This is a genomic window from Streptomyces sp. NPDC001093 (assembly GCF_040298985.1).
Lineage (GTDB): Bacteria > Actinomycetota > Actinomycetes > Streptomycetales > Streptomycetaceae > Streptomyces.
Window position 1 is genome coordinate 2,271 of the sequence record NZ_JBEPBF010000096.1, and the last position, 25,479, is coordinate 27,749.

A 25,479-nucleotide genomic window follows, 5' to 3' on the forward strand; every position below is an offset into this window, starting at 1 on the left:
CGCCGCACCACACCCGACCATCGTGCACGCCTGCACACGCCACGGCACGGGCGGCAGCCCCACCGCGGTCCTCCCGGACACCGACCTGGACGACGCGACCCGGCGAGCGGTTCCGGTCCCCGCGAACCGGTACCGGACCATCAGCCAGCCGGCCAACCGTCTGCTCCTGGACGCCGAGCCCTGGGCCACCACATTCCCGGCCCAAGGACCCCCGCATGCCTGACAACGCCGCACCACACCCGACCATCGTGCACGCCTGCACACGCCACGGCACGGGCGGCAGCCCCACCGCGGTCCTCCCGGACACCGACCTGGACGACGTGACCCGGCGAGCGGTTCCGGTGCTGGCGGGCACCTCCCATGCGGTCTTCGTCGGCACGCGCGACGCCGGCGCCGAGGGTCCCGAGGTGACCCTGCGCTTCTTCACCGCCACCGGGGAGCTGCCGGCCTGCGGCCACGGCACGGTCGCCGCGCTGGCGTGTCTGGCCGAGCGTGCCGGAGGCCAAGAGTACCGGGCCACCCTCCGCACCCGGGAACGCGTCTTCACCGGCCGGGCCGTCCGCGACGACGGCAGGCTCACCGCGGAGTTCACCCTGGGCCCCGTCGGCCTGCGCGCGCCCGGGCCCGGCGAACCGGAGCCCGTCCTCGACGCCCTGGGCCTGACTGCGCGGGCCCTGTCCGGCCCCCTCCGCGTGGCCTCGGTGGGACGGCCGCGGCTGCTCGTCCCGGTGGCCGCGCGGTCCGTTCTCGACTCGCTGGCACCGGACTTCGACCGGCTGCGCGCGGCCTGCGACCGGGGCGGGCTCCTCGGCTGCTACGTGTACACGGAGCCGACGGACGAGGGGCGTCTCGCGGCCCGGATGTTCGCGCCGTCGATCGGTGTGCCCGAGGACATCGCGAACGCCAACAGCACCGGCTGCCTCGCCGCCCATCTCGCCGCCAGGAGCCCGACCGGCATCACCGCCGACCTGGGGGACGCCCTCGGCTCCCCGTCCACCATCACCGCCACGGCGGAGCCGCCGTCCCCGGGCGCGCCCGCACGGCTCGTGCGCGTGGGCGGCGCCGCGATCGTGGCGGGCACGGTCCGGCTCCCGGCAGGGACCGGCGTCACCGGGCGCTAGCGGGCCTTGGCGTACCGTGTGCCGCATGGAAATCTGGATCAATCCGGCCTGCTCCAAGTGCCGCAGTGCCATCAGCCTGCTCGACGCCGAGGGAGCCGAGTACACCGTCCGCCGCTATCTGGAGGACGTGCCGAGCGAGGACGAGATCAGGGCCGTACTGGAGCGGCTGAACCTCGAGCCGTGGGACATCACCCGCACGGCGGAGGCCGAGGCCAAGGAGCTGGGGCTCAAGGAGTGGGCGCGGGACGCCAGTTCGCGGGACCGGTGGATCACCGCGCTCGCCGAGCACCCCAGGCTCATCCAGCGGCCGATCATCACCGCCGACGACGGAACGGCCCTGGTGGCCCGCTCCGAGGACGCGGTACGCGAGGCCCTGGCGCACAACAAGAGCTGAGCCGACGCTCAACTGCCCTGTGACACAGCCCACTTCACTTACTCCTGCAACCACTGAGTAACCTCGTTCGGTATCTCGTACATAGCGGCGTACGCTCCCCTACCTCTTCAGGAGGCGCGCATGTCGCGCAGGAGAACTCTCGGCACGAAGAAGAAGATCGCGCTGCTCGTCAGCGCCGCGGCGGTCGCGGGCGGCGGAGCCTTCGCACTCGCGACCACGTCCAACGCCGCCCAGCCCGCGCACAACGCGAAGACGCTGTCGGCGGCGGACTCGACGGTGTGCCAGGGACTGGCCACGGCCCACGGCAACAACGACCGGTTCATCGCGGACCAGAAGGCCCATCCGGACGCGCAGTCGGCAGCCCGGATCGCCAACCGTGAGGCGGTCATCAAGCAGATCGAGGTCCAGCAGAAGGCGGCCGGTTGCACGGTTGGGGAGTCGGCTCAGGGCTCCCAGACGGGGCAGCAGGCGCAGGCCGGCCAGCAGGGCGCGGGGCAGCAGGCCGGCCAGCAGGGCGCCGGGCAGCAGAGCGCGCAGCCCTCGCAGTCCGCCGCCGCGGGAAACAACGGAGGTGGCGCCGCCGCGGCCTCCGGCCAGCAGGTCTGCAACGGCTCCACGGTCACGCTCTCCGGTGAGGCCGGCGCCCCGGCCGCGTCCAGCAACCAGTTCCCGGCGGGCACGACCCTGAAGGTGACCAACCTGGACAACAACAAGTCCACGACGGTGAAGGTCACCTCCGTCTCGGGAAGCTGCGTGCTGCTCAACAACGCGGCCTTCGAACAGGTCCGGGAGCCCGGCAAGTTCCTCATCCGGCACGCCCGCATCGAGAAGGTGGGGTGAGGTTCAGGGACCGGACAGGAAGGCGGTGAGGCGGCCGGCCAGGGCAGCGGGAGCCGCCTGCGGCAGCGCGTGGTGCGAGACGCCCGGCAGGACGTCCGTCTCCACGTGCGGCAGCAGCGCGGCCGCCCTGGCAGCCACCTCGCGAGGGTCATGGGTTCTGCTGTTCGCGGCCACGAGCAGCAGGACCCGCGCCTCCAGCGCCCGCAGCGCGTCCGGTGCCGGGCGCGGGCCGGTCACCGGCTTCGCGGCCGGGAAGCCGGCGGCCGCCTCCTGGAGGGCGAGCCAGTCCGGGTCCTGGGGTGCTCCCCCGGTCTCCCACTCCAGGAAGGCCCGGACCCGGCGGGGTGTGGGACGCAGCAGCATCGGCAGCGCGTGCAGCAGATACGCCGCCTTGAACCCGGCGAAGCACTGGGTCGGGTCCAGGAGGAACAGGCGGCGTGTCCGGGCCGGGGCGTGCAGGGCGTAGTGGAGGGCGATCCAGCCGCCGTACGAGTGCCCGCCCAGGTCCGCCGAGGCGGCGCCCAGGCCGTCCAGGACCGCGTCCAGCCAGAGCGTCAGGCCGGCGACCGCGCGGGGGTGGCGGTCGCCGGCCGGGACGCTCAGGCCCGGGGCGCCGAGCACGTCGACCGCGTGGACCCGGCGGATCCGGGCCAGTTCGGCGACCTGGGCGTACCAGGAGACGGAGGTGGCCCCGCCACCGCCCGGGAGCAGGAGCAGCGGGGGCGCGTCGCGGGGGCCGCAGGAGGTGACACGGGTGTCACCGAGGGGCGTGGCGAGCGTCAGCGCCTCCCGCTCGGCGGGCCATTTCGCCAGGACCGTGTCGTACGCAACCCGAAAGGCCTCGCTGTCGAATCCGGTGCCTCCGGCCACGGAACCGCCCCCTGTCGTCTCGTTCGGCAAGATACTCGCCGAGCGAGACGACAGCCGGGAGATCCCGCATGCCGTCCGATCTGGAGACCGTCTGCCCGCCGCGCGCCGTCGCCGTCGAACTCGGCCCGCACAGCAGCCGGTTCGACCCAGCAGAACGGCTGCGCTCGGGCTTGACCCGGCGGGCACGACGGCGCTGCTGGACCGGCCTGGAGCGGGCGGGTCAGGTACGGCGGGCGCGCGGACGGCACGACCGGCGGAAGGTCGTCGTGGAGGTGACGGACCGTGCCGTGGAACCCGCCCGGACGTTCTCCCGGCCTCTGATCGAGCGCTCGCTGGAACTGCTGCGCGGTTACGACGACCACCGGCGGACCGCGATCCGGGACGTCCTCGACGGGGTGCGGCAGGCCGCGGCGGAGGGTGCCCATACCCCGCCCGCGGGCGCCTCACAACGTGAGCCGGGACACAGAACGACCAGGTAACACGGGGTTCACACAAGGGCAATGGACGGGAAACCGCCTGTTGACAGGCTGCGCGGCAGTTCGAGCGGCGCCCCAGTGCCGCAGCGCCGCCGCACCCGCGCCGACGAGTGCGCCCGACCCACCGCTTAAGGATGTGGCCCCGTGACCTTCAAGGCTGAGTACATCTGGATCGACGGCACCGCGCCGACGGCCAAGCTCCGTTCCAAGACGAAGATCATCACGGGTACCCCGGCCGGTCTCGACGCGCTGCCGATCTGGGGCTTCGACGGCTCCTCCACCAACCAGGCCGAGGGCCACTCCTCGGACTGTGTGCTCAAGCCGGTCTTCACCTGCCCGGACCCGATCCGCGGCGGCGACGACATCCTGGTGCTGTGCGAGGTCCTCGACACGGACATGGCGCCGCACCCGTCCAACACCCGCGCCGCGCTGGCCGAGGTCGCCGGGAAGTTCGCCGCGCAGGAGCCGGTCTTCGGCATCGAGCAGGAGTACACCTTCTTCGACGGCGCGCGCCCGCTGGGCTTCCCCGAGGGCGGCTTCCCGGCCCCGCAGGGCGGCTACTACTGCGGTGTCGGCGCCGATGAGATCTTCGGCCGCGAGATCGTCGAGGCCCACCTGGAGAACTGCCTGAAGGCCGGTCTCGGCATCTCCGGCATCAACGCCGAGGTCATGCCGGGCCAGTGGGAGTTCCAGGTCGGCCCGCTCGCCCCGCTGGAGGTCTCCGACCAGCTCTGGGTGGCGCGCTGGCTGCTGTACCGCACCGCCGAGGACTTCGGCGTCTCCGCGACCCTGGACCCGAAGCCGGTCAAGGGCGACTGGAACGGCGCGGGCGCGCACACCAACTTCTCCACCAAGGCCATGCGCGAGGGCTACGACGCGATCATCACCGCGTGCGAGTCCCTCGGTGAGGGCTCCAAGCCGCTGGACCACGTCAAGAACTACGGCGCCGGCATCGACGACCGTCTGACGGGTCTGCACGAGACCGCCCCGTGGAACGAGTACTCCTACGGCGTCTCCAACCGCGGTGCCTCGGTCCGCATCCCGTGGCAGGTCAAGAAGGACGGCAAGGGCTACATCGAGGACCGCCGTCCGAACGCCAACGTCGACCCCTACGTGGTGACGCGCCTGCTGGTGGACACCTGCTGCGCCGCGCTGGAGAAGGCCGGCCAGGTCTGATCCGTCCCGCTTCCGCCAGGGGCGCCCGCCGTCGTGGTGGGCGCTCCTGCTGCGTATCGGCGGACCCGGACGTACGCGAGGAGGCCATGGACGGCCTGGTCCCGGTGCCGTGCCGCCAGGGCGGCAGCTACGACTCCTCCGCCCCGGCTGTCCCGCCGCCGAACGCGCGGCCGGACGGCCCTTGTCCGGATACCGAGACGACATTTCACGCAGGGCTCCTGTCCGGCGCCCGCGTCTGCTTCAATGGGCCCATGGCCAGCTTCCAGAAGTACACCGCGACGGGTCGCCATGACCTCGAGCCCTTCTGGCCTTCCCGTCAGCACCACGACTTCGACCGGGTGTGTTGCCGCGCGATGCACGCGCGGGCCCTTTGAAGCCGTAATCCCCGGCCTTCGGCCAGCGCGAAACGACGTACGTCCCCCGGCGCGCCCGACCACACATCGCGGCCGTCGCTCCCACCGACGAACCTCTCGCGCGAAAGAGCTGACCTCTCATGGCGACCACTCGTTCCCTCTCCCCCGCCTCCACCCTCACCGCCCCCGCCCGGCACCGGCTGCGCGCCGTCGACCGGGACGAGGTGGTCGACGTCGCGGACTTCCTGCCGCCGGGCGCCACCTGGCTGCCCGCGCCGCAGCACGCCCTGCCGGCCCTGCCCGGACAGCCGCCGATGGTCGGCTACCTGGTGCTGGTCCCGGCCGACCAGCACCCGCCGTTCCTGCCGGTCGCGGTGCCGGACCAGCTGGAGACCACGGCCGAGCCGTCCGGCGATGCCCTCGTCCGCATTGACGCGGTGCAGCGCACCGCAAGCGTCGACGGCCGTGAACTCGACCTGACCTACCTCGAGTTCGAGTTGCTCGCCCACCTCGTGGCGCACCCGAACCGGGTCCACACCCGCGACCAGCTGGTCACCACGGTGTGGGGCTACGGCCACGTCGGGGACGGCCGCACCGTCGACGTGCACATCGCCCGGCTGCGCCGCAAACTGGGTGCCGGGCACCGCCAGTCGATCCAGACGGTGCGCCGGGTCGGCTACAAGTACATCCCGCCGACCGGCCGCTGACCGGCAGCCGGAAGACCGGCTCTGCCCTCGGCAGAGCCCCGTACCGCCCGGCGCCCGGAGCGGGCACGATCACCGGTATGAGACTTCTGGTGCTGGGCGGTACGGAGTTCGTGGGGCGGGCGGTCGCCCAGGCGGCGCTGGGGCGCGGCTGGGAGGTCACCGTCTTCCACCGGGGGCGGCACCAACCACCGCCCGGGGTGCGGTCGTTGCACGGCGACCGCACCGCCCCGGACGGCCTGGCCGCCCTGGCCGCCGACGCCGGCTCCTGGGACGCCGTGATCGACACCTGGTCGGCCGAGCCGCGTGCCGTGCTCGCGGCGGCACGGCTGCTGCGGGGCCGTGCCGAGCGGTACGTGTACGTCTCCAGCCGGTCCGTGTACGCCTGGCCCTGGCCCAGCCTGGGCGGGACCGCCGGGTCCGGGGCGCCGGTCGAGGGCGCCGCAGCCGACGCGGGGCCGACCGACTACGCGCGCGACAAGCGGGGCGGTGAACTGGCCGCCGTCGAGGCCTTCGGCGAGCGGGACTCGCTGCTGGTGCGGGCGGGGCTGATCCTCGGGCCGTACGAGAACGTGGGCCGGCTGCCCTGGTGGCTGACCCGGATCGCCCGCGGCGGCCCGGTGCTGGCCCCCGGGCCGCGCGAGCTGCCGGTGCAGTTCATCGACGCCCGCGATCTGGCCGAATGGCTCCTCGGGGCGGTGGAACAGTCGCTGAGCGGGCCGTACGACCTGATCGGCCCGCCGGGGCACAGCACCATGGGCGAGCTGCTCGACCTCTGTGTCCGGGCCACCGGCGCGGACGCCGAGCTGCGCTGGACCGACCCGGAGGCGATCCTGGCCGCCGGGATCGAACCGTGGACCGACCTGCCGGTGTGGGTGCCGCCGGGCACCGAGCTGTACGACTGCGTCCACCGCACGGACGTGTCACGGGCGTTGGCGACCGGCCTGGTGTGCCGGCCGGCCGCGGAGACCGTGGCGGACACCTGGCGCTGGCTGACGGAGCTCGGCGGAGTGGCGCCGACGCGGCCGGACCGGACGGCCCCGGGCGTCGATCCGGGCGTGGAGGCGAAGGTGCTGGCCGGCGGCGGGGGTGTACCTGACACCACCCCCGAAGAGGCGACTTCGGACGACTGACGCGCACACGGCCGTCGGCAAGACTGGCGGCATGATGACCGACACCAGCAGTGACGACTTCCGCACCCGGGCCCGGAGCACGGTGCTGGCCGCCGTACGGGGGCTGACGCTGGCCGTGGCCGTGCTGCCCTGCGGGGTGGCGTTCCTCGTCCTGACCCTCGTCTCCGTCGCGCTCGTCCCCGTCGGTGTCGGGCTCGTGACGACCCCGGCCGTCCTGACCGGCGTACAGGCCCTCGCGGACGCCCGCAGGAAGCTCGCGGCGGAGTGGTGCGGGGTGCGGATCCCGGTGGTGTACCGGCCGCTGCCCAGCAGCGCCAACCCCTGGACGCGCACCTTCGCCCTGCTCCGGGACCCCCAGGTCCGCCGGGACGTGCTGTGGCTGCCGGTGGACATGACCGCGGGCTTCGTCACCGCGCTGCTCCCGGCCCTGCTGCTGTTCTACCCGTTCGAGGGCTTCGCGGTGGCGGCCGGGCTGTGGCGCGTGACGGGCGGCCCGTACTGGTACCTCTTCGTGCCGGTCGACGGCCCGCTGACCGCGCTGGCCGCCGCCGTCCTGGCGGCCCTGCTCCTGGTGCTCGCGTTCCGCTACACCCCTCGTCTCATGCGCCTCCATTTTCGCCTCACCCGGGCCGTCCTCAGCCCGGGCGACAGCGAACTCGCCGAACGTGTCCGGGTGCTGACCGAGACCCGGCGGGAGGCCGTGGACACCTCAGCCGCCGAACTGCGGCGCATCGAGCGCGACCTCCACGACGGCGCGCAGGCCCGGCTGGTCGCCATGGGCATGGACCTCGGCACCATCGAGATGCTGGTGGAACGGGACCCCGCCCAGGCGAAGCGGCTGCTGGCCCAGGCCCGCCGGAACTCCGCCGAGGCCCTGGAGGAGCTGCGCGACCTGGTGCGCGGCATCCACCCGCCGGTCCTCGCCGAGCGCGGACTCGGCGACGCCGTAAGGGCGCTGGCGCTGCGGCTGCCGCTGCCCACCGAGGTGACCGTGGAACTGCCCGGCCGGGCGGACGCACCGGTGGAGTCGGCGGCCTACTTCGCGGTCAGCGAGGTGCTCACCAACGCCGCCAAGCACTCCGGCGCCGACCGGGTCTGGGTCGACGTGCACCATGCCGACGGGCTGCTGCGGATCACGGTCACCGACAACGGCAAGGGCGGCGCGGCGGTCGGCGCCGGATCGGGTCTGGCCGGGGTCGAGCGCCGGCTCGGTACATTCGACGGCGTCCTGGCCGTCAGCAGCCCCGCCGGCGGCCCCACCCTGGTGACCATGGAGATCCCGTGCGCGTTGTCCTAGCCGAAGACCTCTTCCTGCTGCGCGACGGGCTGGTGCGGATGCTGGAGGCCTTCGGCTTCGAGATCGCGGCCGCCGTCGAGTCCGGCCCCGAACTCTCCCGCGCCCTGGCCGAGTTGGAGCCGGACGTGGCCGTGGTCGACGTACGGCTGCCGCCCACGCACACCGACGAGGGCCTGCAGTGCGCGCTCGCGGCCCGGGGAGCCCGGCCCGGGCTGCCGGTGCTGGTCCTCTCCCAGCACGTGGAGCAGCTGTACGCGCGCGAGCTGCTCGCCGACGGCAACGGCGGGATCGGCTATCTGCTGAAGGACCGGGTGTTCGACGCCGAGCAGTTCGTCGACGCCGTACGACGCGTCGCGGCGGGCGGTACGGCGATGGACCCGCAGGTGATCCAGCAGCTGTTGTCCCGCCAGGCCGGCGACGACCGGCCGCTCGCGGGCCTGACCCCGCGCGAGCTGGAGGTGCTGGAGCTCATGGCGCAGGGCCGGTCGAACGCGGCCATCGCGGCCCAGCTGGTGGTGACCGAACGGGCCGTCGCCAAGCACACCTCCAACATCTTCGCCAAGCTGGGCCTGGAGGTGTCGGACGACGACAACCGGCGCGTGCTGGCGGTCCTGGCCTATCTGGACCGGGACCGCTGACCAGCCAACTCACCTGTTTCTGCGAGGAATTTGTGAGACCGGTGAACACCTCTGGGGCGGCGTGCGTATGGAAGGGCGCCGCTTCACTCCTGTCGGGCGCCTCGATGCTGCCCCGCAAGGAAGTCAGAGGAGTTCCATGGGACGCAACACACGAAAACGCCGTACGCCGCTGGCCGCCAAGGCCATAGCCGCATCGGCGGCCCTAGCGCTCGGTGGGGGCGGGCTGATCTGGGCGAACTTCTACGCCTCTGCCCACGAGTCGAACAACCAGACGTGGGGAGGCAACCAGACGAAGGCCGCCACGGCGCAGGTCGCGACGATCTCCTGTCCGGACGTCCAGCAGAAGCTGACCAACGTGCCCTGGCGGGCCCGCCAGGGCGTGGCGACGGAGCTGGCCAACCTCGACAAGCAGATCACCGAGGCCTACACCCGGCTCGCCTCCACGCGCGACGCGCAGGCCAAGGATCCGAGCTTCGTGCAGAACGCGATCGTCGGTCCGCTCAAGGACAAGCGGGCGGCGACGATCAACCGGATCCGGATCGACATCCAGCGCGTCGGCGGCAGCTTCGACAACGCCCTGTCGCAGCTCGCCGCCTGTACGACGCAGAACGCCAACCAGACCACCGCCGGGGGGAACAGCGGTGGCCAGCAGCAGAACAACGGCGGCCAGCAGCAAGGCGGTCAGCAGCAGGGCGGCCAGCAGAAGAACAACGGCGGCCAGGGCGGTGACGGACCCTCCGCGGCGGACTTCGTGGACATCACCAAGGTCGCACCGAACGTCCAGAGCAAGCCGAACCAGACCCCCAACGCCTCGACGGGCACGTTCATCACCCGCTGCGGTGTGAACGCGAACCAGAACCACAACAGCGACAACGTGATCGTCGCGCCCGGCGTGACCAACGGCGCCCACCACGTGCACGACTACGTGGGCAACCAGAAGGTCAACGCCTTCTCCAGCAACCAGACGTTCCTGCAGGGCGGCACCAGCTGCCAGAACCGCAACGACCTGTCGGCGTACTACTGGCCGGTCATCCGCGAGCAGGACGGCACCCAGGAGAAGGACGCGAACGCGGACGGCGGTGGCAAGGACCTCAACGTCGGCAAGATCCTGGTCGCCCAGCAGGCCCAGATCAAGTACGTGGGCAGCCCGGCGAGCAAGGTCGTCGCGATGCCGCAGTTCCTGCGGATCATCACCGGTGACGCCAAGGCGTTCGTCAACGGACCGGCCAACGCCAACGCCCACTGGAGCTGCACCGGCTTCGAGAACAAGGTGCAGCTGACCACGCAGTACCCGATCTGCCCGCAGGGCAGCAACGTGGTGCGCTCGTTCGCCTTCCAGAGCTGCTGGGACGGCCAGAACATCGACAGCGCCAACCACCGCACGCACGTGGCCTTCGCCGATCCCGCGAGCGGGGTCTGCCCGAACGGCTTCAAGGCGATCCCGCAGCTGACGATGCGCCTGGTCTACAACGTGCCGCAGCCCGTCATCCAGGCGGACGGCACGGTGAAGAACGCCTACGCGGTCGACGGCTTCCCGGAGGAGCTGCACAAGCCGATCACCGATCACGACGACTTCATCAGCGTCACGACCGGTGGCCTGGCGAACCGGATCGCCAACTGCATCAACAGCGGCCGGAAATGCGCATGACCGCCTGACACGGGCCACACAGCGAGGCCGGTGACGGACCCCCCTCCCGTCACCGGCCTTTCCCGTGTCCGCGCCCGCTTCGCTACGGCGATACGGCGATACGGCGATGCGGCCTTCGATACGGCGACAGGGCCGTCTCAGCCGCCGTGCCCGGAGTGGCCGGAATGGCCGGCATGGTTCGTGCCCATCTCCACGTCCCCGCCGAGGGTGCCGCGCAGCGCCTTGACGACCCCGTCGTCGCCGACGGCGACCCACTTGCGGCCGACGAGGTAGTAGCCGCCGTAGTCCTTCGCGTCGTTGATCCACTCGCGCTGGCCGCGGTCGGTGGCGAACGTGGCGAAGACGAACCTGCCGTCGGGGTTCCTGCAGATGGCCTGACGGACCTCGTCGGAGTCGATCTGCATGTTCGGTGTGCACTTCACCTGGGCGGCCAGGCTCTCCAGGCTGCCGGTCGCGGTGGGCGGGACCGCCTTGGTGTCCCCGCCCGCGCCGCAGCCCGCCAGCGCCAGTACGGCCGCGGCGGCCGGCAGCAGTCGTGTCACCCTCATCTGTTCCTCCGGTCCTGTGGGCCGAGCGTGCCTCAGCTCCTTCGGATACGGCTCCGGGCCGCCGTGCGCTCAAATCCCGGAATCACCCATCCGGTGGTGACCAACCCACGGCTCGCTCGTTCTCCATGACGTGCAGTCACAGGATGTAGCCCAGCGTCACGCGCCCGCCTCCGAGAACAACGGTCCGGTCGATGTCGAGCAGGCCGAGGCCGCGCTCGTCGAGCACTATCCACGGCTGGTCCGCATCGCCTACCTGGTGCTGCCGCCGGATCTCGGCCGCAGCCGCCGGGTGCTGACCGCACACGCGCTCGTCCAGCGCGCCCTGCCCAGAGGCCGGGAGCAGCGGTCCGTGATCCCGGCCCCGGCCTCCGGGCGCGAGGGCGACCCCGGGTACGCCTTCCTGCGCGAGCGTGTCCTGGCCGCGGCGCTGGAGGCGGCCCGGCCCCGCAAGGGCCTGCCCCGGCTCGCCCAGCTGCCGCCGCTGCTGCCCCAGGTGTGGGGCCTGAGGCTGTTCCCGCGCTCGGGCGGCGCCGACGAACTCGCCCTGGACCAGCGCCTGTCCACGCTGTCCGGCCCGGCCCGCGCCGCGTACGTGCTGCGCGGCCTGGAGAAGCTGCCCGACGCCGAGATCCGGGAGCTGCTCACCGCCGCCGGGGTGGACGACGCGGGCGGGGCGCTGGCCTCGGCGAACGGCGTGCCCACCCAGCCCGCGCTGCTCTCCTCCCCCGAGTTCGACCCCTGTCTGCTGCAGGCCCGGCCCACCGATCTGATGCGCCGCCGCCAGCACACCAAGGCCGCCCTCGCCGCCGCCGCGGCGCTCACGGTGTGCGGGGCGCTGATCGGCCTGCCCTCGGGCGGCTGGGGCCCGGACGGCGCCGCCGCGCCCGTCTACGCCCAGAACCCGGCCGCCGAGGCCGCCCTCGACCCCGCCCGGCTGATCCAGGTCTCCCCCGTCGACTGGAAGACCGCCGCCCGCTCCGACTTCTCGGTGTGGCCCGCGCGCGGCCCGCTCACCGGCGACACGGCCCTGCTGCACCGCGCCCTCGCGGTGTGGGCCCGCCCCGGCGCGACGGTCCGGGTCTCGGCAACCCCCGGCACCCAGACCGGCGGCCCGGCCGGCCCGCCCCAGCTGCTGTACGCGGGCCGGGTCGCGAACGCCCACGTGGTGATCTTCTACGACGGTCTGCGCATCGCCCGCTACGCCGAGCCGGCCGACGGCACCCAGGGCGCGGCCCTCGACCTCGCCCGGGTCGACGGAGCGACCGGCGCCGAGGCGAGCGCGCTGCTGCTGGGCCGCTCCGACGGCAACGCCCAGTACCTGATCGCGCCCTGGGTGAAGAAGGTGGCCTCCCGGGACCTGATGAAGCCGGACGCGGACGCGACCCCGCTGACCGTCACCCATGGCGTCACCGCGCCGCTGGCCAGCCCCGCGCTGCAGCCCGGCAAGTGCGCCTCCTGGACCGTGCTCCAGCTGACCTCCGCCTCCGGCACCGCGCTCGCCACCGACCTGGGCGAGCTGGTACCGGCCCACCTGACCGCGGGCGGGCCCGGCTCGGCCGGCGAGGCGTCCGGGGCGGCCGGGCTGCGGGCCTGGGCGCCGTTCGCCTGCGCGCTGGACGCGGAGCGCTCCGGCGGGGTGCGCAGTGTCAACGCCTGGTCGTTCGCCGACCAGCCGCTGCCCGACGGCAGTGGGGCGGCCTCATGGGTGTGCACCAGGGCCGAGACCTGGCGCGGCGACGGGACGGGCTCGCTGGCCCTGTTCGGTCTGCCGGGCCATCCGGTCGGCGCGGTGGTCGCCAGGGGCACGGACGCGCGGTCCTGCGGTCCACGCGATCCCCATGTGCTCGCCGGGGTGCTGTGGAAGTCCGCGGCCGGCCACTGGTATCTGCTGGCGGCGGGCGACAAGGACACGGCGTCGATCCGGGCGGGCGGCGCGGTCACCGCGGCCGGGCAGGGGCAGTTCCTGGTGGCTCGGGCCAAGAAGGGCGCCCAGGCCTCGCTGAAGGGCACGCTGACGGACGGCACCGAGGTGAGCGGGTTGCGGTAGGGCGGTTGCGGCGGCTCCTCATCGAACATCGGCGGCCTTTATTGACACCGGCGTAAACAAGCACTGTCCGAGGGGTTCTCAGCGAGCCTACCGATCAGTACATTGACGCCATGTCTAACACGCAGGCCCGGGTGCCGCTCAAGGCACGCAAGGTGTCCTTCTCCTGGGACGGCACACCGCTGCACTGGGTGCCGGAGGATCCGTTCACCACGCACACCATCAACGTGCTGCACCTGCTGCTGCCCGCCGGTGAGCGGTGGTTCGTGCACGTGTACAAGCAGGTGCTGCCGTACATCCGCGACGAGCGGCTCCGTGAGGACGTCATCGGGTTCATCGGGCAGGAGGCCATGCACTCCCAGGCCCACGACGAGGTGCTGCCGCACCTGCGCGAGCAGGGCCTCGACCCGACGCCGTACACCGCACAGGTCGACTGGTTCTTCGAGAAGCTGCTCGGCGACCGCACGCTGCCGCCGGGCCGGGCGCGCCGGTGGTGGCTGATGGAGCGGGTCGCGCTCATCGCGGCCATCGAGCACTACACCGCGTTCCTCGGCAACTGGGTGCTCAACGCGGAGGAACTCGACCGGCGCGGCGCCGACCCGACCATGCTGGACCTGCTGCGCTGGCACGGCGCCGAGGAGGTCGAGCACCGCTCCGTCGCCTTCGAGCTGTTCCTGCACGTCGACGGCAGTTACCGGCGGCGCGTACGCACCTGGGCCACGGCCTTCTCGGCGCTGGTGTTCCTGTGGCAGCGCGGGACGCGGTTCTTCATGGAGAACGACCCGACCCTCATCGACGGCAAGGCCTCCTTCAAGGACTTCCACGTCCGCGGCAGGCAGGGCCTGCTGCCGGGGACCGGTGACATGCTCAGGTCCATCCCCCGCTACCTGAGCCGCGGCTACCACCCCTCGCAGGAGGGCGACACCGAGCAGGCCGTCGCCTATCTGGCCGCCTCCCCGGCGGCCACGGCGGCGGAGAAGAGGGCCGCCTGATGCCGAAGCCACGTACCGTCGTGCTCGTCGCGGGCGCCGCCCTGCTGGCCCGGGGAGCCCTGCGCCGCCGGATCCGGGTCTCGCCGCTGTGGCCGATGCCCGCGCTGGAGAAGCCCACCTCGGGCCGGCCGCGCTCACGGGCGCTGCGGCTGCTGGTGACCTCTCGCGAGACGGTGGCCGAAGGGGTCGTGCAACTCCGCCTCGAGGGGCCGGACTTGCCGCGCTGGGAGCCCGGAGCCCATCTCGACCTCGTCCTGCCGTCGGGGCTGGTCCGGCAGTACTCGTTGTGCGGGGACCCCGAGGACACCTCCTCGTACACGGTCGCGACCCGGCTGGTCCAGGACGGGCGGGGCGGCTCGCGCGAGGTGCACGAGCAGGTGACGGAGGGCATGGAACTTCAGGTGCGGGGGCCGCGGAACCGTTTTCCGCTGGTCGAGGCGGAGTCGTACGTCTTCGTCGCCGGCGGGATCGGGATCACCCCGTTGCTGCCGATGCTGCGGGCACTGCCGGAGCACGCCGACTGGCGGCTGCTGTACGCGGGGCGCGACCGGGCCTCGATGCCGTTCCTGGAGGAGGTCGGGAAGCTGGGCCGAGACCGGGTGACGGTCGTGGCGGGGCGGCCGGACCTCGACGCGCTGGAGGTGGGCGAGGGGGCCGCCGTCTACTGCTGCGGTCCCGAGGGACTCATGGCGGCCGTCGCGGCACGCTTCCCGGACGTCCGTCTCGAACGGTTCGCGCCTCTGGCGTCGTCCGACGGCAACACCGGCTTCCAGGTCGAACTGCGCCGCAGCGGGCGGACGTTGACCGTTCCCGCCGACTCCACCGTTCTGGCCGCCGTACGCCGGGAACTGCCGGACACCGCCTACTCCTGCGAGCAGGGCTTCTGCGGGACCTGCCAACAGCGGGTGCTGGAAGGGGAGGTCGACCACCGGGACGAGCTGCTGACGGACGAGGAACGCGCCGACTCGATGCTGATCTGCGTCTCGCGCGCCCGAAGTGATCGTTTGGTGCTCGACATGTGATCACCTGCGGTCGAACCCGATCGGTAAGGTGTTCGCATGAGTACCGGGGTTCGCCGCAGGATGGGCGTCGAGGAGCGGCGGCAGCAGCTGATCGGCGTCGCCCTCGACCTGTTCAGCCGCCGCTCGCCCGACGAGGTCTCCATCGACGAGATAGCGTCGGCCGCGGGCATCTCACGCCCGCTGGTGTATCACTACTTCCCCGGCAAACTCAGCCTGTACGAGGCCGCGTTGAAGCGCGCCGCAGAGGACCTCGCGGGCCGCTTCGCCGAGCCGCACGAGGGCCCGCTCGGCGCCCGGCTGCTGCGGGTGATGGGCCGCTTCTTCGACTTCGTGGACGAGCACGGACCCGGTTTCTCCGCGCTGATGCGCGGCGGCCCGGCCGTCTCCGCGGACGGAGTCAGCTCAAAGGACCACGTCTCGGCCACCAACGCGCTCATCGACTCGGTACGCCAGGCCGCCTACGAGCACATGCTCGCGCACCTCGGCGTCACCGAGGCACCCGCGCGCCTCGAACTGGTCGTCCGCTCCTGGATCTCCCTCGCCGAGTCCACGGCCCTGCTCTGGCTGGACGGCCGGCGCATCCCGCGAGCCGAGCTGGAGCTGCAGCTGGTGCACGACTTCGCCGCGCTGGCGGCGGTGAGTGCGGCTTACGACGAGGACATGACGACCCTGCTGAAGAAGATGGTCAAGGACGAGCCGGCCGACGGGCCCTTCGCGGAGCTCGTCGGCCGGCTGATCTCCCTGGCTCCCTAGCGGTCGAACTTCCGGTACGACGGGTCGAGGTCGAGGACCTCTGCGGAGGCGTGCAGGGCGATGCCCGTGTCCGCCAGGTGCTTCCGGAGCAGCTCCAGGGCCGTCTCCGTCAGCCTCGCCTTCGTCTCGTCGCTGCGGCCGGCGAGGAGCCCGATCGTCACGTGCACGATGGCGTGCCCGCGCGCCCCGGGGTCCTCGTAGCCGTACACCGTGTACGCGCTCGGCCGGAACTGCGTCTTGCAGGCCTCCGGCTTCGCCGCCGCGATCTCCACGGTCGCCTCGTGCAGCGCCCGGGCGAAGCCCTCGCGGTCGAAGGCGTTCTCCACGATGTCCGAGTAGTCGATGGTGATCTGCGGCATGCGCACTCCTGTTCTACGGCGTCGGTCCGACCCTACTTCCCCGCCCGCGTGAACACCGCCACCGTCCGCGCCGGGACGGTGAACGTGCCCGAGCCGGCCGCGTACGCGGAGGTCTTCACCACCGGGTCGGCGCCGGAGGCCTGCACCGGGTGCAGCCGGTACGGCGTGCCGGCGAGGGCGTCGATCCTCTGCTCCTGCCGCTGCGGTGTGGCGTTGAAGACGACGACCAGGTCACCGAGCTTCATCGTGATCACACCCGGCGTCTCGTCCTTGCCGGACAGCGGGAAGGACAGCTCGTCCTGCACCTGCGCGGCCGTACCGAGCGAGAACGCCTTCTCGGACGTCCGGATCCTCAGCAGCTCCTGGTAGGCCGCGGAGGCGCCGGTGATCTGCGGGCAGCCGACCCGCACGCCGGTCAGCAGCGGCCTGGCGTAGTCCCACTTGGACTGGTTGTCGGCCGCCATGGGCAGCCCGCGCCCGAAGCCGTTGCCGTCGGCGCAGTTCCAGTGGATGGCGTTGAACCAGTCCCCGCTGTCGAAGGAGTTGCGGTCCAGGGACTTGGAGCGCAGCAGGTCGGTGCCCGCCTGGGACAGGGACGGCCCCTGCGACAGGGCGGCCGTGGCCATGGCCAGGACCTGCATCCGGGCCCGGTCGGCCGCGGAGGTGTCCTTCGGGAGCTTGTAGGTCAGGGCGTCGAACAACGACTCGTTGTCGTGCGCGTCCACATAGGCGAGGGCGTCGCCGGGTGCGTCCGCGTAGCCGGCGGGCGAGCCGTTGTAGTCGACCTCCGCTCCGGTGACCTCCTTGCCGTTCGTGTCCGTGAAGTGGTACTTCGCCAGGTTTCCCGCCAGGCCGACCTTGATCAGGTCCTGGTAGTGCAGGAGGCGCGCCTTCTGCTCCGCCGTCGAACCGTTGGCGGTGGAGGAGTTGGGGTCGGTGTACAGCCCGGAGGCGAAGCCCTGGATGCCGGGGTCGGAGTCGAAGGGGCTGCCGCCGCGTACGGCGTCACGGGCGCGGTCGGAGAAGGTGGCGATGCCGGTGCCGGCCATGTTCGCCTGGGTGGCCTGCACGAACCGGGCGTCGTTCGCGACCTCGCCGAAGTTCCAGCCCTCGCCGTACAGGATGATCTTCTTGCCGTCGACGCCGTCCTTCTGCGGGGTCAGCGCGTCCAGGGCCTTCCTGACCGCGAGGATGTTGGCCTTCGGGTGGTGGCCCATGAGGTCGAAGCGGAACCCGTCGACCTTGTACTCCCTGGCCCAGGTGACGATCGAGTCCACGACCAGCTTGCCCATCATCGCGTTCTCGGGCGCGGTGTTGGCGCAGCAGGTGCTGTTGGCCACCGAGCCGTCGGCGAGCAGCCGCTGGTAGTAGCCGGGCACGATCTTGTCCAGCACGCTGGTGTCCGCCTGGCCGGCGGCCGCCGTGTGGTTGTAGACGACGTCCATGACGACCCTGAGACCGTCCCCGTTCAGCGCCTGCACCATCCTGCGGAACTGGACCGTACGGGCACTGCCGTCCGGGTCGGTGGCGTACGAGCCCTCGGGGACCGTGTAGTGGTACGGGTCGTAGCCCCAGTTGTAGGCGTCCTTCGCGGCGGTCTTCGCCACGCACGCCTGCTGCTGGTCGGAGTCGGCCGCGTAGGAGGCCAGGTCGCAGCCGGGACTCGCCTGGTCGGCCTTCTTCTCCGGGACGGTGGCGAAGTCGAAGGCGGGCAGCAGGTGGACGTAGGAGGTCCCGGACTTCGCCAGCTGCTTCAGGTGCCTGGAGCCGTCGCTGTTCTTGTCGGTGAAGGCCAGGTAGGTGCCCTGGTCCTTCGCCGGGACGGTCTTGTCGGCGATCGAGAAGTCCCGGATGTGGAGCTCCTGGATCTGCGCGTCCTTCAGCGGTACGGCCTTGGGCTTGCGCAGGGCCGACCAGCCGCTCGGGGCGAGGGCCTTGTCGTTCAGGTCGACGACGAGGCTGCGCTCGGAGTTCGCGGTCAGGGCGACCGAGTAGGGGTCGGTGACCTGGTTGGTGACCATCTTGCGGACGCTGGGCGCCCAGACCCTGACGACGTACCGGTAGGACCTGCCCTTCCAGGACGCCGGGCCGGTGAGGGACCAGACGCCGGTGGTGTCGTCGCGGTGCATGGCCTTGACCGAGCCGTCCAGCTCCAGCGAGACGTCCTGCGCGGTCGGCGCCCAGACGGAGAGTGTGGGCTTGCCGTCGTGGAAGACCGGCCCGAGCTGCGCCTTGGTCGCGGCCGGGTACAGGTCGTCCAGCACGCCCGCGATCTGCACCCCGGTCGCGGCGAGGACGGCACCGTTGGCGGCGCGCTGCGAGGCGACGAGCTGGCCCTTGAGCGCTTCGCGGACCCGGTCCCGGTCGCGCGGGTCGACGGACCAGGCGGTGTAGTCCTTCAGGTGCGGGAACCTCGCCTTCTGGGCGTCGGTCAGCGTGGTCTTCTCCAGCCGGATCCAGCGCTCGTCGTCGCTGGTCAGCGCCCCGTCCTTGACGGCGATCGAGCCGTCCAGGGAGTACAGCAGCTGGGTGGAGGCCGCGCCGTCCGCGCCGTTCCAGGCGACGGTGTCCCGGTCGATCCAGATCGCCTTGGAGGTGCTCAGGTCGAGGGCGGCCGCGCTGCCCGCCGGCTGCGGCAGCAGGTACTTCTCCTGGCCGTTCAACAGCCACACCTCGTAGCCGTCGGCCTTGAGATCGAGGGACTGGTCGGCGGCCAGGTCCTTCTCGTCGCCCTTGTGGATGATGTAGCTGAGGCTGGTGGCACCCGCGGTGAGCGGCACCTCGAAGACCGCGCCATAGGCATCAGTCTTCACCGGCTTCAGCGGGTTCGACCAGTCGGTGGGGTTCGCGGCACCCGTCCAGACGTGCAGGCCCCAGCCGTCGTAGTTCCCGTCGGCACGGTGGTAGTGGATGACCGCCTTGGTCTTGTCCTGGGCCGGGTAGTCGGGCTTCTGCGTCAGTACGTCCGGCTTCCCCTGCTCGACCCAGACCTCACCCGTCCTGGTGACGTCGATGCTCCGGTCGGCGGAGACGTCCTTGTCGCCGTTCTTGTCGATGACCAGGAAGCCGACGTTGGAGGCGCCGGGCTTGAGCTTGACCCAGGCGAAGGCGCCGTAGGCGTCCCGGCCGGTGAACGGGTGGCTGGCCGGCCAGGTCGTGGCCTCGCCGTCGGCGATGTCGCCCCAGGCGTACAGGCCCCAGTTGCCGTAGTCGCCGTCGGTGCGCTTGTAGTGGACGATCACGTAGTCGCGGGAGGAGGCCGTGGGGACCTCGGGCGCGGGCGGGGTGCCGGAGGTGCTGCTCGCCGTGGCGCTCGCGGTGTGCCCGGCGGAGTCGATCACGACGGCCTTGTAGCGCAGCGCGGTCCCGGCGGGGACGTCCTTGCCGAGGGTCTGGGTGACCTTGTACGGGGCGTGGTCGGCGGAGCCGAGCACCTGCCACCGGCCGTTTCCGACCTGGGCGGCGAAGACGACCCGGTCGAGCTGACCGCCGTCGACGCCGGCGGTGACGTCCACGGTGCCGGTGGCTCCGGTGGCCGGGGCCGTCAGGGTGACGGTCGGCCGGGCGGCGGGCCGGTCGAGGGTGCCGGCGGCCTTGTAGACGACGGCGGACTCGGCCGGGACGGTGACGGTGACCTTGCGGTCGCCGTCGGACGTCACGGAGCCGGTGGCGCCGTAGATGCCCTGGTACGACATTCCCGCCGAGCCGGTCGCGAAGGTCGCCGTCTGCGCCGAGTCGGCGTTGTTGAGGGCGACGACGTACTCCTGGCCGGTCTTCGCGTCCGTACGGGTGAAGGCGTAGACGCCCGCGCCGTCGGCCGCGTAGCGCTGGGTCTGGACTCCGTCGGTCAGGGCCGGGTTGGCCCTGCGGAGCCCGGACAGCGCGGCGATCTGCCGGTACAGCGGTGCGCTCGGGTCGTAGGAGTCGCTGGCGTGGGTGCGGTCGGTGCCGATCTCGTCGTCGTCCAGGTAGTCGGCGACCTTGGAGGCGAACATGGTCTGGCGGGCGTCCTTGTCACCGCCGGAGCCGGTGAAGCCCTGCTCGTCGCCGTAGTAGACGACCGGGTTGCCGCGGCTGAGGAACATCAGCTCGTTGGCGAGCTCGTCCTTCTTCAGGATCTCGGCGTCGGTGGCCTTCGGGTTGTCCTGCTTCAGGAAGTACCCGATGCGGCCCATGTCGTGGTTGCCGAGGAAGGTGACCTGTTCGTAGGCGTTGGCCTTGTCGGTCGTGTACTTGTAGTCGTCGCCGAAGACGCCCGCCAGCTTCTGCGCACTCGCGCCCTGGGAGGCGTAGGAGCGGGCCGCGTCCTGGAACGGGAAGTCGAGGGTGGCGTCGAGGCGGCCCTGGGTGACGTACGGGGAGGTGATGTTCGTGTCGGCGGAGTAGACCTCGCCGAACATGAAGAAGTTCTTCCGCCCGTGCGCCGCCGCGTACGTGTCGAGCGCGGTCGCCCACTGGGTCCAGAACGGCATGTCGACGTGCTTGACAGTGTCGATCCGGAAGCCGTCGACGGCGAAGTCCTTCACCCACCGCTCGTAGATCTTCTCCATGCCGTGGACGACCTCGGGACGCTCGGTCCACAGGTCGTCCAGGCCGGAGAAGTCGCCGTAGGTGGTGGACTCGCCGGCGTACGTCGAGTCGCCCCGGTTGTGGTACATCGTCGGGTCGTTGAGCCAGGCCGGGACCTTGGACCGGCTGGTGACCTTCGGGGTGTACGGGAAGGAGCCGCTGGAGACGGCCGGGAACTTCCTGGTGCCACCCGCGTAGTCGGCGTCGTCGAAGGGCCTGCCGTCCCTGGTCAGGTAGGGGAAGGCGCCCTTGGAGAGGTAGTCGTAGGACTTCTCCTGGTAGTCCACGACGTCGGCGGTGTGGTTGGTGATGACGTCGAAGAAGACCTTCATGCCCTTGGCGTGCGCCTTGGAGATGAGGGTCCTGAGGTCGTTGTTGGTGCCGAAGTGCGGGTCGACCTGGGTGAAGTCGGTGATCCAGTAGCCGTGGTAGCCGGCGGAGGCGTTGCTGCCCGTGCCCTGCACGGGACGGTTCTTGAAGATGGGGGCCATCCAGATGGCGGTGGTGCCGAGCCCCTTGATGTAGTCCAGCTTCCGGGTCAGGCCCTTGAGGTCGCCGCCCTGGTAGAAGCCCTTGTCGGTGGGGTCGTAGCCGGTGCTGAGCCGGGAGCCGGTCAGTCCGCCCCTGTCGTTGGACGTGTCCCCGTTGGCGAAACGGTCCGGCATGACGAAGTAGAACTGCTCGCGGGTGTCGTCGTGCCGGGCGGGTACGGCGGCGAGCTTCGCGTCCGAGGGAGGCGCGGGCGGGGTGGCCGCCCGCGCGGCCAGTGGCTGGATCAGGGCGGCGGCGAGGGCCACGGCGGTGACGGCCGCGGCCCGTTTCGCTCTCGGTATCACAGGCGGTAACTCCTAGCGGATGCGGCTCTTTTGGATCCCTTGGGTCCGACCCCGCGCGACCGTATCGCCGCCGAAAGGTTTACAGCAAGAGTCTTGAAACTCATAGCAAGAAGTTTCAGCGTCAACCTTGACGTGCCCTTCTCAACTCCCTCACGCTCACGGGTTGTTGAACGCTGTCCCTTCTTTCGGAGCCGCACATGAACAGACACCGACCCCCGGGTGTCCTCCGCCGGACCGCGACCGCCGCGGCCGCGGGCGCCCTCGCACTGGCCGGAGTCATCGCCCTTCCCGCGACGTCCGCACAGGCGGACACCACCGCCAAGGGCGATGTCATCGCCAACCTGTGGGAGTGGAACTGGGACTCCATCGCCTCCGAGTGCACGAACGTGCTGGGCCCGGCCGGCTACGGCGCGGTCCAGGTGGCGCCGCCGGAGGAGTCCCTCAAGCAGTCGTCGTACTACTGGTGGGACGCCTACCAGCCGTACTCGTACAGCCTGAACAGCCGCTTCGGCAGCCAGGCGAAGTTCAGCGCCATGATCACCGCGTGCCACAAGGCGGGCGTGAAGGTCTACACCGACGCGGTCATCAACCACACCGCCGCGCAGACCGGCACCGGCTACGACGGCACGACGATCACCGACAAGTACTCCACCCCCGACTGGAGCCGGACCGACTACCACGACTCCAGCGAGTGCCCGACCCCGGACCTGACCATCCAGGACTACTCGAACCTGACCCAGGTCCAGAACTGCGAACTGCTCGGCCTGCCCGACCTGAAGACCGGCTCGGACACCGTCCGCGCGGGCATCGCGAACTACCTCAACTCCCAGCTGGCGCTCGGGGTGGACGGCTTCCGCGTGGACGCCGCCAAGCACATTCCCGAGACCGACATCGCGGCGATCGAGTCCAAGCTGACGAACACCACGTCGGGCTCGGCCCCGTACGTCTTCCAGGAGGTCTACCCGGGTACGACCCCGCAGCCCTCCGACTACTACGCCTCCGGTGACGTCCTGGACTTCACCTACGCGAGCAGGCTGAAGATGGCCTTCCAGGGCAACATCAGCGACCTGTCCTCGATCGAGTCCAGCGGCATCCTGCCGGCCGCGAACTCGGTGTCCTTCGTGACGAACCACGACACCGAGCGCAACGGCCTCCACCTGTCCTACAAGGACGGCGACACCTACAAGCTCGCCAACCTCTTCCAGCTCGCCTACAAGTGGTCCACGCCCACGGTGTACGCCAGCTGGGAGTGGACCCAGAGCGACCAGGCCCCGCCGAACTCCTCGGGCTTCGTCACGGACACGGACTGCGCCGGCGGCGCCTGGTACTGCCTGGACCGCGACACCGCGGTGGTCGGCATGGTGGCCTGGCACAACGCGACCGCCACGGCGGCGGTCTCCGACTGGCAGACGATGTCGTCCGACGTGATCGGCTTCGGCCGCAGCGGCACGGGCTTCTTCGCCCTGAACAACGGGACGTCCGCGGCGACGTACACCTTCGCCACGGGCATGGCCGACGGCACGTACAAGAACGTGATCGACGGCGGCGCGTCGACGGTGACCGTGTCGGGCGGCAGCGCGTCGCTCACCATCCCGGCGAAGGGCGCGGTCGCCTTCTACAACTCCTCCTACACCTGCACGGTGGGCTGCGGCGACGCGGGCGGCGGCTCCGGCGACACGGTCAGCGCGACCTTCGACGAGTACGCGTCCACGACGTCCGGCACCAACGTGTACGTCGTCGGATCCATCGCGGCGCTGGGCGGCTGGGACACCTCGAAGGCGATCCGGCTGTCCTCCTCCGGCTACCCGGTGTGGTCGGGCGAGGTGAGCGTGCCGGTCAACACGTCCTTCACCTACAAGTACGTGAAGAAGGACTCTTCGGGCAATGTGACGTGGGAGTCGAACGCCAACAGGCCGGCGTCCACGACCACGTCGACCCTGTCCCTCGACAACTCCTGGAACGTGGCGGACGCCGACGCCACCGACGTCACCTTCAACGAGCACGCGACGACCGACTGGGGCACCAACGTCTACGTCGTGGGCTCGATCCCGTCCCTCGGCTCCTGGAACACGAGCGACGCCATCCCCCTGTCCTCCGCCTCCTACCCGAACTGGAGCAGGCTGGTCATCGTCCCCAAGAGCACGACCTTCGCGTACAAATTCCTGAAGAAGGACAGCTCTGGAAACGTGACATGGGAGTCGGGGAGCAACCGCTCGTATACGACGGGCAGCTCGTCAGGCTACACGACCAGTGACACCTGGAAGTAGCCGTAACAGCCCACGACGAACGGGCTGTCACCGAGTCGTCCTTGGCGACAGCCCGTTCTCTTTTCCGAGACCCGAAACCGTGACCGATCGCCATGAGCGTCGTTGATCCGGTCGTATGAAAGCCGACACAGGACGCAAGTACCGCCTGTACCCCACCCCTGGGCAGGAGGAGGTCCTGACCAAGTGGGGTCACACGGCACGAGCCTTGTGGAACTTGGCGTTGGAGCAACGCCAGCACGTCTACAAGCAGCGAGGCGTGACACTGCGTGCCGTGGAACAATGCCTGCATCTCACGGCAGCGAGAGCCGAAATCGACTGGCTCGCGGAGCTTCCCGCAGCCGCTGGTCAGCAGGTGCTACATCACCTGGACAGGGCGTACGACAACTTCTTCAACCCCTCTCATCCGGCCAGCTATCCCCAGTTCAAGAAGCGTGGCCATCGACTGAAGGTGTCCCTCCCAGGACAAAACCTCAAAGTGCGCAAACTCAGCCGCCACTGGGCGGAGGTACGACTACCCAAGATCGGCTGGGTACGATTCCGTCTCTCCCGAGCGCTGGGTGGGACTCTTCGCAACGCGACGATCAGCAAGGACGGCACTGGCTGGCACATCTCTTTCGGCGTGGCGACGGGGATCAAGCCGATGCCTCGGCTCGACAAGCCGGGGTGTGGCGTGGACTTCGGCGTTGCAGCCTCTGCCTTTGTGTCCACGGAAGACCGGCCCAGGCGAATGCCGCAGACACTCACCAAAGCGGAGAAGACCCGGCTCAAGCATCTGGAACAGAAGAAAGCCCGGCAGCTCACCTACGCGAAGAAGCACCAAGGAGGCCGGTACAGCAAGCGACTGCGCCGGACCATCGAGCAAATCGCCAAGGTCAAGTCCCGCCAAGCCAGCCGAAGAAGAGACTTCACGCACAAGCTCACGACCGATCTCGCCAAGAACCACGGCTACGTCGGCGTCGAAGACTTGCGCGTGAAGAACATGACCAAGAGCGCCAAAGGAAACGCTGAGCGTCCCGGCGTGAGCGTCAAGGCCAAGGCGGCACTGAATCGATCGATCCTGGACAACTGTCCGGGAGAGCGGCGTCGACAGCTTGAGTACAAGTGTAAGCTATCCGGCTCGGAACTTCGAGTGGTTCCTGCCTTTAACAGCTCCAACACCTGCGGGAATCCCGACTGCGGAAAGGTCGATCCGGAGTCACGGCCGGGATGTGGCCGGCTGTTCGTCTGCGTGCACTGTGGGCACGAGGACGACGCCGACCACAACGCCGCCGTCGAGATTCACGCCCGAGCCCGCCGGACGGGTGGCTCGGTTATCAACAGCACGCGCAGGCGCCCATCGGTGCCGAGTCCCGGGCAGTCCTGGAGGCGGTTGCGTGAAACCCAACCCGCCATCCGAGGCGGCACCGGGAATCGCGGCCAGTGAACGGCAGCGAGAATCG

General features: G+C 70.7%; 21 protein-coding genes and 1 pseudogene. 18 read left to right on the plus strand and 4 right to left on the minus strand.

Annotation, left to right across the window (positions count from 1 at the left end; all coding sequences use genetic code 11):
* From ABT288_RS34755 to ABT288_RS34770, 4 genes and pseudogenes are all read left to right on the plus strand, one after another.
* Nucleotides 1–223: pseudogene (locus ABT288_RS34755) on the plus strand (hypothetical protein); the annotation flags it as partial.
* Nucleotides 216–1,121: a PhzF family phenazine biosynthesis protein gene (locus ABT288_RS34760; RefSeq protein ID WP_351616511.1), complete on the plus strand. Its 906-nt coding sequence runs from the start codon at nucleotides 216–218 to the stop codon at nucleotides 1,119–1,121. The pseudogene ABT288_RS34755 and the gene ABT288_RS34760, both read left to right, overlap by 8 nt.
* 25 nt (nucleotides 1,122–1,146) lie before the next feature.
* Nucleotides 1,147–1,515, plus strand: a complete 369-nt coding sequence (locus ABT288_RS34765) for an ArsC/Spx/MgsR family protein (protein ID WP_351616513.1) — start codon at nucleotides 1,147–1,149, stop codon at nucleotides 1,513–1,515.
* A gap of 120 nt (nucleotides 1,516–1,635) precedes the next feature.
* Nucleotides 1,636–2,355 carry an SCO2207 family protein gene (locus ABT288_RS34770; RefSeq protein ID WP_351616516.1) on the plus strand — a complete coding sequence of 240 codons (720 nt, stop codon included), beginning with the start codon at nucleotides 1,636–1,638 and terminating at the stop codon, nucleotides 2,353–2,355.
* Between the two features lie 3 nt (nucleotides 2,356–2,358).
* Here ABT288_RS34770 and ABT288_RS34775 read toward each other — a convergent pair whose 3' ends face one another.
* Nucleotides 2,359–3,225: an alpha/beta fold hydrolase gene (locus tag ABT288_RS34775; RefSeq protein WP_351616519.1), complete on the minus strand. Its 867-nt coding sequence runs from the start codon at nucleotides 3,223–3,225 to the stop codon at nucleotides 2,359–2,361.
* 68 nt (nucleotides 3,226–3,293) lie between these two features.
* On the opposite strand from ABT288_RS34775, the gene ABT288_RS34780 reads away from it, so the two are divergent.
* From ABT288_RS34780 to ABT288_RS34815, 8 genes are all read left to right on the plus strand, one after another.
* Nucleotides 3,294–3,704, plus strand: coding sequence for a MarR family transcriptional regulator (locus ABT288_RS34780; RefSeq protein WP_351616521.1), 411 nt, complete (start codon nucleotides 3,294–3,296; stop codon nucleotides 3,702–3,704).
* Nucleotides 3,705–3,845: 141 nt separating this feature from the next.
* Nucleotides 3,846–4,877, plus strand: a complete 1,032-nt coding sequence (gene glnII, locus ABT288_RS34785) for a glutamine synthetase (protein WP_351616524.1) — start codon at nucleotides 3,846–3,848, stop codon at nucleotides 4,875–4,877.
* Between the two features lie 86 nt (nucleotides 4,878–4,963).
* Nucleotides 4,964–5,251, plus strand: coding sequence for a hypothetical protein (locus ABT288_RS34790; protein WP_351616526.1), 288 nt, complete (start codon nucleotides 4,964–4,966; stop codon nucleotides 5,249–5,251).
* A gap of 119 nt (nucleotides 5,252–5,370) precedes the next feature.
* Nucleotides 5,371–5,937 carry a winged helix-turn-helix domain-containing protein gene (locus ABT288_RS34795; RefSeq protein WP_351616529.1) on the plus strand — a complete coding sequence of 189 codons (567 nt, stop codon included), beginning with the start codon at nucleotides 5,371–5,373 and terminating at the stop codon, nucleotides 5,935–5,937.
* A gap of 77 nt (nucleotides 5,938–6,014) precedes the next feature.
* Complete coding sequence (locus ABT288_RS34800) at nucleotides 6,015–7,067, plus strand: NAD-dependent epimerase/dehydratase family protein (protein ID WP_351616532.1); 1,053 nt, start codon at nucleotides 6,015–6,017, stop codon at nucleotides 7,065–7,067.
* A 31-nt stretch (nucleotides 7,068–7,098) separates the two neighbouring features.
* On the plus strand, nucleotides 7,099–8,364 hold the full coding sequence (locus tag ABT288_RS34805) for a sensor histidine kinase (RefSeq protein WP_351616534.1): 1,266 nt from the start codon (nucleotides 7,099–7,101) through the stop codon (nucleotides 8,362–8,364).
* A complete protein-coding gene (locus ABT288_RS34810; RefSeq protein WP_351616536.1) occupies nucleotides 8,349–9,002 on the plus strand; it encodes a response regulator transcription factor in 654 nt (217 codons plus the stop codon). Before ABT288_RS34805 ends, ABT288_RS34810 begins: the two co-directional genes overlap by 16 nt.
* Before the next feature lie 136 nt (nucleotides 9,003–9,138).
* Nucleotides 9,139–10,650 carry a DUF1996 domain-containing protein gene (locus ABT288_RS34815; protein WP_351616539.1) on the plus strand — a complete coding sequence of 504 codons (1,512 nt, stop codon included), beginning with the start codon at nucleotides 9,139–9,141 and terminating at the stop codon, nucleotides 10,648–10,650.
* A gap of 137 nt (nucleotides 10,651–10,787) precedes the next feature.
* Here ABT288_RS34815 and ABT288_RS34820 read toward each other — a convergent pair whose 3' ends face one another.
* Nucleotides 10,788–11,198 carry a hypothetical protein gene (locus ABT288_RS34820; protein WP_351616542.1) on the minus strand — a complete coding sequence of 137 codons (411 nt, stop codon included), beginning with the start codon at nucleotides 11,196–11,198 and terminating at the stop codon, nucleotides 10,788–10,790.
* Between the two features lie 130 nt (nucleotides 11,199–11,328).
* Between ABT288_RS34820 and ABT288_RS34825 the strand changes: the two genes are divergently transcribed.
* From ABT288_RS34825 to ABT288_RS34840, 4 genes are all read left to right on the plus strand, one after another.
* The gene (locus tag ABT288_RS34825) at nucleotides 11,329–13,245 is read left to right on the plus strand and encodes a hypothetical protein (RefSeq protein WP_351616545.1); all 1,917 of its coding nucleotides are present in this window, start codon (nucleotides 11,329–11,331) and stop codon (nucleotides 13,243–13,245) included.
* Nucleotides 13,246–13,355: 110 nt separating this feature from the next.
* The gene (locus ABT288_RS34830; protein ID WP_351616548.1) at nucleotides 13,356–14,234 is read left to right on the plus strand and encodes a metal-dependent hydrolase; all 879 of its coding nucleotides are present in this window, start codon (nucleotides 13,356–13,358) and stop codon (nucleotides 14,232–14,234) included.
* The gene (locus ABT288_RS34835; protein ID WP_351616551.1) at nucleotides 14,234–15,256 is read left to right on the plus strand and encodes a PDR/VanB family oxidoreductase; all 1,023 of its coding nucleotides are present in this window, start codon (nucleotides 14,234–14,236) and stop codon (nucleotides 15,254–15,256) included. The genes ABT288_RS34830 and ABT288_RS34835 overlap by 1 nt, the downstream gene beginning before the upstream one ends.
* 36 nt (nucleotides 15,257–15,292) lie before the next feature.
* Nucleotides 15,293–16,009 (plus strand): TetR/AcrR family transcriptional regulator, encoded by a 717-nt coding sequence (locus tag ABT288_RS34840; RefSeq protein ID WP_351616554.1) that lies wholly within the window; start codon nucleotides 15,293–15,295, stop codon nucleotides 16,007–16,009.
* Here ABT288_RS34840 and ABT288_RS34845 read toward each other — a convergent pair.
* Nucleotides 16,006–16,368: a 5-carboxymethyl-2-hydroxymuconate Delta-isomerase gene (locus tag ABT288_RS34845; protein ID WP_351616557.1), complete on the minus strand. Its 363-nt coding sequence runs from the start codon at nucleotides 16,366–16,368 to the stop codon at nucleotides 16,006–16,008. The genes ABT288_RS34840 and ABT288_RS34845 overlap by 4 nt on opposite strands.
* Nucleotides 16,369–16,400: 32 nt before the next feature.
* Nucleotides 16,401–21,773, minus strand: a complete 5,373-nt coding sequence (gene pulA, locus ABT288_RS34850) for a pullulanase-type alpha-1,6-glucosidase (protein WP_351616560.1) — start codon at nucleotides 21,771–21,773, stop codon at nucleotides 16,401–16,403.
* A gap of 197 nt (nucleotides 21,774–21,970) precedes the next feature.
* Here pulA and ABT288_RS34855 point away from each other — a divergent pair, with 197 nt between their 5' ends.
* Both ABT288_RS34855 and ABT288_RS34860 read left to right on the plus strand, forming a co-directional pair.
* On the plus strand, nucleotides 21,971–24,040 hold the full coding sequence (locus ABT288_RS34855; protein ID WP_351616563.1) for a carbohydrate-binding module family 20 domain-containing protein: 2,070 nt from the start codon (nucleotides 21,971–21,973) through the stop codon (nucleotides 24,038–24,040).
* Between the two features lie 115 nt (nucleotides 24,041–24,155).
* The gene (locus ABT288_RS34860) at nucleotides 24,156–25,463 is read left to right on the plus strand and encodes an RNA-guided endonuclease InsQ/TnpB family protein (RefSeq protein WP_351616566.1); all 1,308 of its coding nucleotides are present in this window, start codon (nucleotides 24,156–24,158) and stop codon (nucleotides 25,461–25,463) included.
* Nucleotides 25,464–25,479: the final 16 nt, after the last annotated feature.

Bases quoted from the DNA above. Each gene is read 5' to 3' on its own strand.
- ABT288_RS34760 (WP_351616511.1), top strand. From the start codon at position 216: ATGCCTGACAACGCCGCACCACACCCGACCATCGTGCACGCCTGCACA.
- ABT288_RS34765 (WP_351616513.1), top strand. From the start codon at position 1,147: ATGGAAATCTGGATCAATCCGGCCTGCTCCAAGTGCCGCAGTGCCATC.
- ABT288_RS34770 (WP_351616516.1), top strand. From the start codon at position 1,636: ATGTCGCGCAGGAGAACTCTCGGCACGAAGAAGAAGATCGCGCTGCTC.
- ABT288_RS34780 (WP_351616521.1), top strand. From the start codon at position 3,294: ATGCCGTCCGATCTGGAGACCGTCTGCCCGCCGCGCGCCGTCGCCGTC.
- ABT288_RS34790 (WP_351616526.1), top strand. From the start codon at position 4,964: ATGGACGGCCTGGTCCCGGTGCCGTGCCGCCAGGGCGGCAGCTACGAC.
- ABT288_RS34795 (WP_351616529.1), top strand. From the start codon at position 5,371: ATGGCGACCACTCGTTCCCTCTCCCCCGCCTCCACCCTCACCGCCCCC.
- ABT288_RS34800 (WP_351616532.1), top strand. From the start codon at position 6,015: ATGAGACTTCTGGTGCTGGGCGGTACGGAGTTCGTGGGGCGGGCGGTC.
- ABT288_RS34805 (WP_351616534.1), top strand. From the start codon at position 7,099: ATGATGACCGACACCAGCAGTGACGACTTCCGCACCCGGGCCCGGAGC.
- ABT288_RS34815 (WP_351616539.1), top strand. From the start codon at position 9,139: ATGGGACGCAACACACGAAAACGCCGTACGCCGCTGGCCGCCAAGGCC.
- ABT288_RS34820 (WP_351616542.1), bottom strand. From the start codon at position 11,198: ATGAGGGTGACACGACTGCTGCCGGCCGCCGCGGCCGTACTGGCGCTG.
- ABT288_RS34830 (WP_351616548.1), top strand. From the start codon at position 13,356: ATGTCTAACACGCAGGCCCGGGTGCCGCTCAAGGCACGCAAGGTGTCC.
- ABT288_RS34835 (WP_351616551.1), top strand. From the start codon at position 14,234: ATGCCGAAGCCACGTACCGTCGTGCTCGTCGCGGGCGCCGCCCTGCTG.
- ABT288_RS34840 (WP_351616554.1), top strand. From the start codon at position 15,293: ATGAGTACCGGGGTTCGCCGCAGGATGGGCGTCGAGGAGCGGCGGCAG.
- ABT288_RS34845 (WP_351616557.1), bottom strand. From the start codon at position 16,368: ATGCCGCAGATCACCATCGACTACTCGGACATCGTGGAGAACGCCTTC.
- ABT288_RS34855 (WP_351616563.1), top strand. From the start codon at position 21,971: ATGAACAGACACCGACCCCCGGGTGTCCTCCGCCGGACCGCGACCGCC.
- ABT288_RS34860 (WP_351616566.1), top strand. From the start codon at position 24,156: ATGAAAGCCGACACAGGACGCAAGTACCGCCTGTACCCCACCCCTGGG.